12 protein-coding genes are annotated in these 12152 nt (G+C 62.5%); 2 read left to right on the forward strand and 10 right to left on the reverse strand.

Features of this window, described 5'->3' with window-relative positions:
• The first annotated feature begins 85 nt into the window (after positions 1-85).
• Positions 86-361, forward strand: a complete 276-nt coding sequence (locus NJ69_RS07495) for a DUF1652 domain-containing protein (protein WP_039577661.1) — start codon at positions 86-88, stop codon at positions 359-361.
• A 76-nt stretch (positions 362-437) separates the two neighbouring features.
• Here NJ69_RS07495 and NJ69_RS07500 read toward each other — a convergent pair whose 3' ends face one another.
• From NJ69_RS07500 to NJ69_RS07520, 5 genes are all read right to left on the reverse strand, one after another.
• Positions 438-1274, reverse strand: coding sequence for a bifunctional allantoicase/(S)-ureidoglycine aminohydrolase (locus tag NJ69_RS07500; RefSeq protein ID WP_039577663.1), 837 nt, complete (start codon positions 1272-1274; stop codon positions 438-440).
• A 155-nt stretch (positions 1275-1429) separates the two neighbouring features.
• Positions 1430-2083, reverse strand: coding sequence for a hypothetical protein (locus tag NJ69_RS07505; RefSeq protein WP_052192037.1), 654 nt, complete (start codon positions 2081-2083; stop codon positions 1430-1432).
• 204 nt (positions 2084-2287) lie between these two features.
• Complete coding sequence (locus NJ69_RS07510; protein WP_052192206.1) at positions 2288-3325, reverse strand: hypothetical protein; 1038 nt, start codon at positions 3323-3325, stop codon at positions 2288-2290.
• A gap of 70 nt (positions 3326-3395) precedes the next feature.
• Positions 3396-4037: a LysE family translocator gene (locus NJ69_RS07515; RefSeq protein WP_039577667.1), complete on the reverse strand. Its 642-nt coding sequence runs from the start codon at positions 4035-4037 to the stop codon at positions 3396-3398.
• 2 nt (positions 4038-4039) lie between these two features.
• A complete protein-coding gene (locus NJ69_RS07520; protein ID WP_039577670.1) occupies positions 4040-4816 on the reverse strand; it encodes a YqcI/YcgG family protein in 777 nt (258 codons plus the stop codon).
• Between the two features lie 162 nt (positions 4817-4978).
• Between NJ69_RS07520 and NJ69_RS07525 the strand changes: the two genes are divergently transcribed.
• Positions 4979-5899, forward strand: a complete 921-nt coding sequence (locus NJ69_RS07525) for a LysR substrate-binding domain-containing protein (protein ID WP_039583165.1) — start codon at positions 4979-4981, stop codon at positions 5897-5899.
• Positions 5900-5925: 26 nt separating this feature from the next.
• On the opposite strand, the gene NJ69_RS07530 is transcribed toward NJ69_RS07525, so the two are convergent.
• From NJ69_RS07530 to mrdA, 5 genes are all read right to left on the reverse strand, one after another.
• Positions 5926-6390, reverse strand: coding sequence for a DUF1348 family protein (locus NJ69_RS07530; protein WP_039577673.1), 465 nt, complete (start codon positions 6388-6390; stop codon positions 5926-5928).
• A 142-nt stretch (positions 6391-6532) separates the two neighbouring features.
• On the reverse strand, positions 6533-7714 hold the full coding sequence (locus NJ69_RS07535; protein ID WP_039577676.1) for an MFS transporter: 1182 nt from the start codon (positions 7712-7714) through the stop codon (positions 6533-6535).
• A 75-nt stretch (positions 7715-7789) separates the two neighbouring features.
• Positions 7790-8593, reverse strand: a complete 804-nt coding sequence (gene dkgB / locus NJ69_RS07540; protein WP_039577678.1) for a 2,5-didehydrogluconate reductase DkgB — start codon at positions 8591-8593, stop codon at positions 7790-7792.
• 171 nt (positions 8594-8764) lie between these two features.
• Positions 8765-10117 (reverse strand): pyoverdine-tailoring dipeptidase-like protein PvdM, encoded by a 1353-nt coding sequence (gene pvdM / locus NJ69_RS07545; protein WP_039577681.1) that lies wholly within the window; start codon positions 10115-10117, stop codon positions 8765-8767.
• A 129-nt stretch (positions 10118-10246) separates the two neighbouring features.
• Positions 10247-12142 carry a penicillin-binding protein 2 gene (gene mrdA / locus NJ69_RS07550; RefSeq protein ID WP_039577684.1) on the reverse strand — a complete coding sequence of 632 codons (1896 nt, stop codon included), beginning with the start codon at positions 12140-12142 and terminating at the stop codon, positions 10247-10249.
• Between the last annotated feature and the right edge of the window lie 10 nt (positions 12143-12152).

The raw sequence follows: 12152 nt of genomic DNA on the forward strand, positions 1-12152 counted from the left end.
TAGCTCACAGGCAATATCCATTGGCAAAGGATAGGTAGATGGCGTAATCCCTCATCTGGCCATCCACCGTTTTGAGGGTCTGACGATGTCTCTGAGTGGCGTTTCGATGCTGGAAATGCGTCAACTGATCGAGCAAGCCTGCCTGCCAGACCGGTGCGAGGTCAGTAGTCGCGATGGCGTGAGCTTGACTATCCGGCTTGGCACGGGCTCAAGCCTTGCCGACTGCGTGACACTGACCGACGTGCGACTGGACAGCCTGAACAGCTCTCGCGATCTGATTGGCCTGCTTGGAAAGCTCAAGGAAGGACAGCGTCTGGGGCACCTAGCGCCGCAAAAGGCGTCGCCTCGTTTACGGGCCTGACTCTGGGCGGATGCGTGTGGGGTTGGTGCACACCCAACCCCACTCAAGGTGATCGGCCGCAAATGGGATCAATGCGTCAACGCTGCGGGTTCAGCGTCAGGTGCACATGACGGTTCACGTCCTTGTACAACAGGTAGCTGAACGGACCTGGACCGCCGGAGTAGCAGGCCTGTGGGCAGAAGGCGCGTAGCCACATGAAGTCGCCGGCTTCGACCTCTACCCAGTCCTGGTTCAGGCGATACACCGCTTTACCTTCCAGCACATACAATCCGTGCTCCATCACGTGGGTTTCGGCGAACGGAATCACGCCGCCGGGTTGGAACGTGACGATGTTGACGTGCATGTCATGACGCATGTCAGCCATGTCGACGAAGCGCGTAGTCACCCAGCGGCCCTCGGTTCCTGGCATTTCGATGACGGTCGCGTTGTCACGGTGGGTAACGAAGGATTCAGGCGCGGCCAGGCCCTCAACCTTTTGATAGTGCTTGCGCAGCCAATGGAAGGTGACGTTGGCCTTGCTGTTGTTACGTAGGCTCCATTCAGCCCCAGGGGCGAGAAACGCGTAGCCACCGGGCACCAAGGTATGACCTTTGCCTTCGACGGTGATGTCGATTTCGCCTTCAACGACAAACACCACCGCTTCGGCATTGGGGTCCAGCTCGGGCCGCTCGCTGCCGCCTTCAGGGGCGACTTCGACAATGTACTGTGAAAAGGTTTCGGCAAAGCCGGTCAGCGGTCGGGCAATGACCCACATGCGCATCTTGTCCCAGAACGGCAGATGGCTGGTGACGATGTCACGCATCACGCCCTTTGGAATAACGGCGTAGGCTTCGGTGAACATCGCACGGTCAGTCAGCAGCTCGGTCTGAGCCGGGTGCCCTCCGTGAGGGGCAAAGTAGGAGTGATTCGACATGGACGGTCTCGATTTGTTGTTCTGCCCCGTGCCGTAAGCCGCACCGTCCGGTGCGCCGCAGGGGATGCGAGGCCAGCATAGGGCGCGTCCGAGGCTATCCACAAATTAAATGTTGGAATAATCGGCATTCATCTTTCAAATGCAATTTGCGCTTCTCAGCGATTGCTGGTCAGACGCTGTTGAGCGGCCACGCATCCGTTGATCTCCACGGCTTTTTGCAGCATGGCCTGACTGCGTTGCGGATCGAGCTCGCCCAGCAGCCGGTAGACTTCTGCCTGGTAGTCGCGTTGACGTCCCCACTGCAGTTCCAGTCCCTGCGGGCGGTTGCGGTTGCACGCCAGGCGCGGGGCGGGTTGAGGATAGTAGGGGGCGTAAAGGGTGGCCATGCCTGCAATCGCCTCCAGAGCGTCTTGGTAGGCAGGGCTGGTACTGAACGCAGGGCACCAGTTGGCGATGGCCGTGGCCGGTGGAGCGAAGCCCTGCCGAAGGCTGGATTCGAGCAAAGGGCAAGCCGCCTCGGCGATTTTTCCGGCTGGCAGGTAGGTCATGTAATACAACGCCAAGCGGTACTGGGCAACTGGATGACCCAGTTCGACTGACTTCTCCAGTAGTGCGACCGCGCTCGGCAGCGTGCGCGCCATGGCCTGGCCCTGCCGGCTGAGCTCTGGGTCGCGCAGGTCGGCAGTGCGCAGCGGACTGGCGCTGTCATTTTCTGCGTCGGCCTGCTCCAGCAATGGCAAGGCCTGGCGGTAGAGAAGATCGGCGTGAGGGTCGATGCGCACTTCAAGCGCCAAGGCCGCAACCGGCATCAGCGTTGCGAGCAGTCCCGAGAAAAAGACAGCTCGACTCACAAATACGCCTCGCGGGTAAGCGTGGGGCACCGGAGCGGAACCAGCGCGGAATTCAGTGCTTGGGAGTTCATGGCGAGTACGCGTTTGCCTCGAGCGACCGGGAGCGGTGACGGGCTATTCTAGCCATCACCGGGTGCTTGTCGAAAGGGCCGCGAACAGTAATCAGACGAGCTTGAAGGGCGAAGCCTTGCGGCTGGCGTATTTTTCCTGCGCCAAGCCGAGCTTGGCGGTGATGACTTTGGCGAGTGCATTGTTGCCGAGGTCGTTGAGATGCAGACGGTCGATGAACAGATCCTGGCCGAATACGGGTGAGCTGCTGAGCATGCCATTCATGTCATAGCAAGGCACTGGCTCCGCCTGGCTTTTTATCCGCCGGAAAAAGATCGAATGCAGATGATCGTCGTACACGCCGTCCAGCAACCGATCGTAATGGTCCGACCGTTGGAGCAGCAGGTTCAGCATTGCCTGTTCTCCAGGCGGTAGTTTTTCTCTGCACCATGGAAGCAGCGGCTGCAGGATGAAGGTCAGCGAGGTATGGCTGTCAGCGAGCAAGCGATCCCATTGCAGCAACGTGCGGCCAATGCGATCGGCGGCGCGGATCAAGCGCTTTTCAGGTGACGATAATACCGGTGGCGGTAGAGGCTGCTGACGGCGCCGGAAAAGGCGCTGCAGCCAATGAGGCCACGGCGAGAGGTGTGTTGTCGCCTGCTGTGGCTGCTTATCTGGGGTTCGGTGTTCGGGCGCATCGACACGCAGGTTCGCTTGCTGATCGTCAGCAAGCATTTCGCACATGCCCTCGTGCGCCAGGGTATTGAGTCCGCTCAGGATCACCACATGACCGATTCGCCCCAGTCGATGTTGGTGGCTCAGGAACAGCAGTAACTCCTGGGTGGCGTCTAACCCGCAGCCTGCCAGGCTCAGCCACACCTCGCCGGTCAGCAGGGCCAGGCAGGAGGCCACCGTCTGCTGGTCAGAACTCGCGCCGATTCCCAATGCGGTCGAGCCGCCCACCAGCAGGTTGACGCGTGCCGAGCCGCCACGCTCGGCCAGGGAATAGCGCTTGCCGCCGAGTTGACTGTAGCGCAGGCCCAACGCATCGGTGTTGATGATGTCCGAGCGATAGCCTCGCTCATGAACGTAGAGCGTGAGGGGGGCACGGCGTCCGCCCAGCAGCAGGAAGCGCTGATAGTCTTCGCGCATCGCCTGGCCGCAGTTCATCTCTAGCGTGTGGTCGATCGGTGCCATAGGCGCTCCTATGGGCCGGGCCTGTTCAGCCGGCCAGCTCCCTGAGGTTGTACAGCAGGCCGCCTGCAGCAATCAGTAGCAGCGCGATGCCTGAGGCCAGGCTGATCATCCGGCTGCTGCGCTGCGAGGCGATCTTGCCGATCGCGAAGATGTACAGGCTCAGCACGGCAAAATCGATGGCAATCCACAGCAGCGACAGCACCACCATGCTTTTTCCGAACGACTCGGTGATCTGGATGAACTGCGGAAAGAAGGCAATGAAGAAGATGATGTCTTTCGGGTTGGAGATGCCGACCATGAAACCCTGCAATAACCCGCCGCGGCCTCCTGTCGTCGCCATCGCGCTCTGTTCGGCAGCAGCAGCGGAGCTCGCTGGGGGCTTGAGGGCTTCGCGCAAGGTGCCCGAGGCGATGTAGCCGATGAACAGGCAGCCCAGCAGGCTCATGCCGCTGAGCCAGGCCTTGTCGATGGCCGCGCTGGTCATGATGATCCAGGCGGCGGCGCCAATCAGTACCAGCGATGCCCAATTGGTGCCTACTGCCGTGAACAGTGCCTTGCGTGCGCCTGCCGCGGCGGCGGTGTTGACGACCAGCGCCACTACTGGGCCAGGGGTGGCGATCAGCAGCAAGACGGTCAAGGCATAGGTGGCGGTCAGTGCGGTATTCACGTTCAGTTCTCGATCTTGTGTTCGATAGGGGTGTCAGGATTGAAAGGGCAGCGCGCGGGGTTGAGTGAGCCGGTTTCCTGGAGTTGGTACTGCGTCCATTCGTAGTTGTCGGGCTCGCCGAAGAACCCCAGACTCTGGGGCACTCGCCCATCGTTGTAGCGCGCGACCCGTTCGCGGATTCGAGCGCGAATCCGTTGCCCGCTCTGGGTCGCGGCGCTGGCCACCTCGTCGAAACTCTCACGCGGATTGATCACGAAAACGATGCTATGGCCCAAATTGCGGCTTTTCATCTGCCGGTGAGCCGGAAAGCTCATGTTGATGAACAGCGGCATGCTGGCGAAGCAGAACGACCATTGCGTGTCGTGAGGATCACGTGGCACGTCCTGGGGCCAGGGATGAGGGTCGCGAGCGTGCACTTGCTGCAGAATCTTCCACGCAAGCGCCTGCTGTTCTGCCAACGTGCCGTGTTCGCGGGTTTCGAGAAACACCAGCAGTGGACAGCCGATCCGCTGCTTGAGTGGGATCGGCGTAATGGTCTGTACGTAGTCGGCCAGCCCGCGAGCGATATCGTTGGCCGGATCCTCGGCGCGGGCGAACAGGATATGGCAGGTGCCGGCGGCCACCGCCTTGCGTCCGAACAGGCAGGGAAAGCCAGGGTTGGCAAGAATGGCTTTGAAGTGTTGCAACGTGGTGTACGTCCAATGCTGTTTGCTCTGGACATGTTCGTCGGCCAGCTCTAGCGCATCCAGGCGATAGCAGTTTCCATAACCCGTAAACATGTTTTCCCCGGAAGAATGCTATGAAGTGGTTTTTCTGCCTTATCGCGGCGTATTGGCTGAATGTAATTGTTATTTACCTGCATTTTCTGGAAGCAGGACTCGGTTGTAAAACGCCTGGAACTATGAGTAACTATTAGTTTCACTCATGGTTTGGCGGCGAAGATGTCAGAACGGATTCAGGCTTTGCACGCCTTGCGTGCCTTCGAGGTGGCCTCGCGCTACGGATCCTTCACCCGTGCAGCGCAAGAGCTGGCATTGACTCAGGGTGCCGTCAGCCACCACATCAAGACCTTGGAAGCCTTGTTCGGCTGCGACCTGTTCGAGCGCCGAGGCCCCAAGCTGCGCCTCACCGAGCACGGACGTCTGCTGGCCCAAGAGCTCAAGGTCGGGTTCAAGATCATCGAGAACGCCTGTGCGTTGTTGCGTCAGGACCGCTACGGCCTGCGCTTGAAGGCTGCATCGACCCTCACCGTGCGCTGGTTGCTCAGGGCGGTGGACAGCTTCAAGAGGGCCGACGACAGTTGCAGCGTGCAACTCTCCAGCGTGTGGATGGATATCGACACGGTGGATTTCTATTCCGAGCCCTATGACTGCGCCATCCTACTGGGCAATGGCCGCTTTGCAGCCGACGTCGAAAGCGTGAAGCTCTTCGACGAATGGCTGATCCCCGTGTGTCATCCGGATTATCTGAGCGACGCGGCACCGCCCTTGTCGGTGCTGCGCGAATGTGAGTTTCTGCACCCGTCGTCCGACCGCCGCGATTGGCGCCGCTGGCTGGCGCGGGTGGATGCCCCGGACATCAGCATCGACCAAGGCCAGGTGTTCGATACCTTGGACCAGGGCATCTCCGCTGCTCAGCAAGGGTTGGGGATTTCGGTGGTCGATCTGGTACTGGCCAGCGCCGACCTTGATGCCGGGCGCCTGATCACGCCGTTCAGGCAGGCGGTGTCGACGGGTGACGGCTATTACATGACTTGGCTCAAGGCCAGCCCCAAGGCCAAGCAGATGGCCAAGTTGCGCGATTTTCTCATCGGTCAGGTGCCGCCTCTGGCATTGAAGGACATCACCTACCTGTATGGCTGATCCGTCCTTGGATCGCGGACCTGAGCTCAGAAGCCGAAATGGCTCAGGCCCGGGTGATCGTCCGGTCGGCGCCCCAGTGGCCAGCGGAATTGGCGGTCTTCTTCGTTGATCGGCATCTCGTTGATGCTGGCGTGGCGATGCTGCATCAGGCCGTCGGGCGCGAACTCCCAATTTTCATTCCCGTAGGCCCGATACCACTGACCGCTGTCGTCGCGGTACTCGTAGGCATAGCGCACCGCGATGCGGTTGTCGGTGAAGGCCCAGAGCTCCTTGATCAGGCGGTAGTCATGCTCGCGGTTCCACTTGCGGGTGAGAAATGCCTGAGCCTCGTCGCGATTGCTGACGAAATCGACCCGATTGCGCCAGCGGGTGTCGAGCGTGTAGGCCAGAGCGACTTTTGCCGGATCGCGGCTGTTCCAGCCGTCTTCGGCCAGGCGGACTTTCTCGATAGCGGTTTCACGGCTGAACGGTGGCAGGGGTGGACGGGACATGACGAAATTCCTCTGAGTGCAGATCGAGTAGGCGACCTGATGGAGTGAAGCCTAAGCCTTCACGGCTAGCACGAGAATCCGCCCGCGTGTCAGTTCATCATTTCGCCGGGCGGAACAATCGCCGATTGTGACCTGTGGTGTGTCAGAGCGCTTCGCCCATCCCCCGTCGCGCTACGTGAGTGCGTCCACCCAGCCTCACCAGCAGGAGCGCGCTGGCGGCGAGCAATCCACCGGCCATCGGCACGGCCGCATAGCCAAGGTCCAGACTGATCACCGCGCCGCCCAAGGCCGCGCCGAGAGCGTTACCCAGATTGAACGCGCCGACGTTGATCGACGACGCCAGCCCCGGTGCCTCGGCGGCGGCGGTCATGACCCGCATCTGCAGCGGCGGGACGACGGCGAAGGTGAAGACGCCCCACACCAGCAGCGCCAGCGCCGCACCGACGTGAGTGCCGAGCACCAACGGCATCGACAGCATGATCACCGCCAGAATGGCCAGCACGATGCGCGCGGCACCGTCCAGCGACCAGTCGGCCAGGCGCCCGCCAAGGCTGTTGCCCAGGGTGAAGCCCACGCCGATCAGCACCAGCCCGAGGGTGACGAACGCCGCCGAGGCGCCGGTGAGCGCCGTGAGCACTGGCGCGACATAGGTGTACAGCGTGAACATCGCGCCGGCGCCGAGTACGGTGGTGGCCATGGCCAGCAGCACATTGGCACGGCCGATCACCGCCAGCTCCTTGCGCACAGGCGGCACGCTGCCGCGTTCACCCTTGGGCAGGGCGTACCACAAGGCGGCGATGGCGATGAGGCCCAGCACGGCGGTGCCGGCGAAAGCCATGCGCCAGCCAATCTGTTGGCCGATCCAGGTGGCAGCCGGCACCCCACCGATATTGGCGATGGTCAGACCCATGAACATACTGGCGATGGCACTGGCCTGCCGTTCCTTGGGCACTACGCTGGCGGCGACCACTGCGCCGAGGCCGAAGAATGCCCCGTGGTTGAGGCTGGTGATCAGGCGGGAGATCAGCAGGGTGTAGTAATCCGGCGACAATGCCGACAGCAGGTTGCCGACGGTGAAGATGCTCATCAGCAGCATCAGCGCCGCGCGCTTGCCGAAGCGGCTGAACAGCAGGGTCATGATCGGCGCGCCGACCATCACACCGATCGCATAGGCGGTGACCAGCATGCCGGCGCTGGGAATGCTGGCGTTGACGCCTTCGGCGATGACCGGCAGCAGGCCCATTGGGGCGAATTCGGTGGTGCCGATGCCGAAGGCGCCGATAGCCAAGGCAAACAAGACACGTTTGGGATGCAGCACGCTCATCGAAAACTCCAGGTGATGGCGGTGGAACGACAAAGGAGGAGGGCGCCGGTCACGCCGGCGCCGGGTGGTACAGGATCAATCCCAGGCAGGCGCCAGCCCCGCCGGGCTGACCTCACGGCCGTTGCGCTCCAGTCCGGCGATGCGCGCCATGTCCTGTTCGTCCAGGCGCAGGTCGCGGGCGAGCAGGTTGCTGGCCAGGTTCTCACGTTTGGTGGAGGAGGGAATGACCGCATAGCCTAGCTGCAAGGCCCAGGCTAGAGCAACTTGAGCGACGCTGGCCTGGTGCTTGCTGGCGATCTCGGCCAGCACCGGATCCTTGAGCACCTTGCCGTAGGCCAGGGTCATGTACGAGGTCACGGCGATGCCCTGCTCGCCGAGGAAATCGGCCAATCGACGGTTTTGCAGATAGGGGCTCAGTTCGATTTGGTTAGTGGCGATTTCGCCCTTGCCGACCACCTCGATGGCCTGACGCGTCAGTTCGATGTTGAAATTGGAAATACCGATCTGCCGGGTCAATCCTGCCCGTTTGGCCTCGGCCAGTGCGGTCATGAATTCACGCAGTTCCACGCCGTTGCCCGGTGCCGGCCAATGGATCAGGGTCAGGTCGACCTGGTCGGTGCGCAGTTTGCTCAAGCTTTCGCGCAGGCTGGGGATCAGCTTGTCGGCAGCGTAATTGTGGGTCCAGATCTTGGTGGTCAGGAACAACTGGTCGCGAGCCACGCCACTCTCGGCGAGAGCCTGGCCGACATCGGCTTCGTTCTTGTAGATCTGCGCGGTGTCGATGGCGCGGTAGCCCAGTTGCAGGGCCGTCTTGACCGAGTCGATGATGGTTTGACCGGTAAGGCGATAGGTGCCGAGGCCGAAGGCAGGGATAGTCATGCAAGATGCTCCACGCAAAGGATGATCGAATTCATTCGAGCCGGGAGCAGTGTGAAGGTTGCAGCGCAAATGATTAAGCACGCTGCCGGGCAAGCACTTTTGCGTTCAAATCATCAATCCAACCGTCTGGCCTGCCGGGCGCGAAATACACGCCCGGCACGGTGAATGCGATCAGGGCTGCGCCTGCGCCAGCGGGCGAGCGTCCTTCTGCACCTGCTCCCAGACCCGCAGGAAGTTGCCGGCCCAGAGCTTGGCGATGTCGGTCTCGCTGTAGCCGCGGCTGAGCAGTTCGGCCGTGACGTTGCGGATCTCGCTGACGTCTTTCCAGCCTTCCAGGCCGCCGCCATCGTTGAAGTCCGAACTCAGGCCCACATGGTCGATACCGACCTTCTTGACCGTGTAGTCGATGGCGTCGGCGTACTGCTTGAGCGTCGCCTTGGGCTCTTCTTCGAGAATCGCGTAGAGGCTGCTGGCGTATTCGCCGAAACGCGATTCGGGCCAGATGGCGATCACTGCATCGCCCGGCATCAACGCGTTGGCCAAGCCTTGCAACGGCTGCAGGTCGAAGCGCGCGCGCAGGGCTTCGAGCTTCTCCAATACCGGCTTGCTCAGCGGTTTGAGGTACTGCCCAAAGCCGACTACCTGGATCACGCCGCCGCTGTCCTTGATCAGCTGCATTTCCTTGTCGGACAGGTTGCGCGGAATGTCTACCAGGGCCCGGGGCGCGGAGTGCGAGGCAACGACGGGCGCACGGCTCAGGCGCGCGACCTGCTCCAAAGCCAGGGTGGACATTTGCGACACGTCGATGATCACGCCCAGGTCATTCAGTCGTTTCACCGCCGCTTGGCCCAGCGGCGACAGACCGCCCAGCGCGTCGGCGGTGTCATTGAGAAACGGCAGCGGGCGCGAGGAGTCTGCCCAGTCGTTATTGCCGGTGTAGCTGAAGCCGAACATGCGCATGCCACGTGCCGTCCACAGGTCCAGTTGCGACAGGTCGTGGCCCAGCGGATAGGCGTTCAGCATGCTGATGAAGATCGCGAACTTGCCCTCGCCATTCAGGCGGCGGAAGTCCTCGGGGGTGTAGGCAATGCCGACCTGGTTGGGGAAATCGCGAACCATGCCACTGATGATCTTCCAGCGCACCTCTTGCTGCTGCCTGGCCTCGTCGACGAAGCCAGGCGTCGGGCGGTGCGGTGCATTGGGGCCGTTCCAGATCTCGGGCCAGCCAAAGAGGGTCAGGGCCGCGCCGGAGAGCCGACCGCGGTTGGCCTTGACCAGGTCGAACTGACCAGGGCCGTCCTTGTCGACTTCCTCGCCCGTGCTGCCCAGGCTCAGAGGAACCGTGATGTGACTGTCGAACGAGAGCATGTGCTCGTGCAGCGCCTCGGCCTGCTCGACGATCTTTTGCGGGTAACCGGCAGTGCGGTGTTGCCAGTAGAAATAGCCGGCAGCGCTGCCCAGGGCGACCACCAGGGCCAAGGGCAGGCCGATGTACAGGGCTTTGCGGGAACGGGTCTTGGTCATTGCCATCTCGGTGCAGGACTGATCGCAACCGCCCGGCAGGTGCACGACGTGCCGGGACAGGGTTCGGGTATCAGGTGGACGAATGGCGTCGACGCAGATTTACGTGGCAGGCGGTTGTCGGTGCCGGCCTCAGCCGTGCGGGGTTGCGCGCTTGTCGGGGGTGCCGGCGTACTGCGCCTTGAGATGACCCTGATCGTCCAGCAACCAGGCGTCCATGATCTCGCGCACCACGGGGCCGGCAACTCGGCCGCCAGCTTCGCCGTTCTCGATCATCACCGCCACCACGATCGACGGGTGATCGGCCGGGGCGAAGCCGACGAACAGGGCATTGTCACGGTGCCGCTCCAAGGTCTTGTCGCGGTTGTAGCGCTCGCCCTGGCGGATCGCGACCACCTGCGCCGTGCCGCTCTTGCCGGCGATCCGGTACTGCGCGCCTGCTGCGGCGGCGCGGGCGATGCCGCGCGGGTCGTGCATGACCATCTGCATGCCCTGACTGACCTGGTCCCAGGCGCGCTTGTCGTGCAGCACGATATCGGGCATCGGGTTGGGGTCTACCGGCTTCTCGCCGCCCACCGTCATGGCCAGGTGCGGGCGATGCCACACGCCCTTGCTGGCCAGCAGGCTGGTGGCCTGGGCCAGCTGCAGCGGGGTGACCTGCATGTAGCCCTGGCCGATACCCAGAATCAGCGTCTCGCCAGGGAACCAGGCCTGGCGGCGAGTGGCGCGCTTCCACTGCGCCGACGGCATCAGGCCCGGCGCTTCTTCGAACATGTCCAGCGAGACTTTCTGCCCCAGGCCGAACTCGGCCATATAGTCGTGCAGGCGATCAATGCCCAGCTTGTGCGCCAGGTCATAGAAATAGGTATCGTTGGAACGCATGATGGCGGCGTAGAGGTCCACCCAGCCATCGCCACTGCGGTTCCAGTTGCGGTACTTGTGGTCGTAGTTGGGCAGTTCGTAGTAGCCCGGGTCGAATACCCGGCTGCCGGGGGTGATCACGCCGCTGTCCAGTCCGGCGATGGCCACCTCCGGCTTGACCGTCGAGCCGGGCGCATACAGGCCACGCAGCACGCGGTTGAACAGCGGCCGGTCGATGGAGTCGCGCAGGGCTGCGTACTGCTTGAAGCTGATGCCTTTGACGAAGAGGTTGGGGTCGAAGCTGGGGTTGCTGACCATGGCCAGCACGTCGCCTGTAGCCGGGTCCAGCGCGACCACCGCGCCACGCCGCTCGCCCAGGGCTTTCTCGGCGGCCTGCTGCAGGTGGGCATCGAGGCTCAGCACGATGTCCTTGCCCGGTATCGGGTCATGATGGCGCAACACACGCATCACCCGGCCCTGGGCATTGGTCTCGACTTCCTCGTAGCCCACATGGCCGTGCAGCTCGTTCTCGTAGAAGCGCTCCACGCCGGTCTTGCCGATCGACTGGGTACCGCGGTACTCGGTGTTATCGAGGCTCTTGGCTTCTTTTTCGTTGATCCGCCCCACGTAGCCCACCGAATGGGCGAAGTGCTCGGCCAACGGGTATTCGCGGATGAACTGTGGCTCGACTTCCAGCCCTGGCAGGCGGAACTGATTGACCGCGATCTGGGCGATTTGCTCCTCGCTCAGACCGACCATCAGGGTCACCGGCTCGAAGGGCTTGCGCCCCCGCCGCAGGTCTTTGTCGAACTGGGCGCGGTCGTCCTCGGACAGGTTCAGCACCTGGGCCAGGGCATCGAGCACGGCCGGGGTCTGGCCGTTGGTGCGCTCACGGGTCAAGGTCAAGTTGAAGCTGGGTTTGTTGTCGGCCAGCACCACACCGTTGCGGTCGTAGATCAGGCCACGTTCTGGGGGAATCGGCAGCACATGCACCCGGTTGTTCTCCGAAACGGCCGACTGCTGGTCATGCTGCAGCACCTGCAACACGTACAGTCGACCCACCAGAACCGCGACCAGGCTCAGGGTCAGCGCGGCGCACACCAACAGGCGGCGGTTGACCAGGCGTTTTTCGGTTTCGTGGTCCTTGAGGGGGATCGGTTGTGGCATGGGGTCTCGG

It is taken from the genome of Pseudomonas parafulva (assembly GCF_000800255.1).
Classification (GTDB): Bacteria; Pseudomonadota; Gammaproteobacteria; order Pseudomonadales; family Pseudomonadaceae; genus Aquipseudomonas; species Aquipseudomonas boreofloridensis.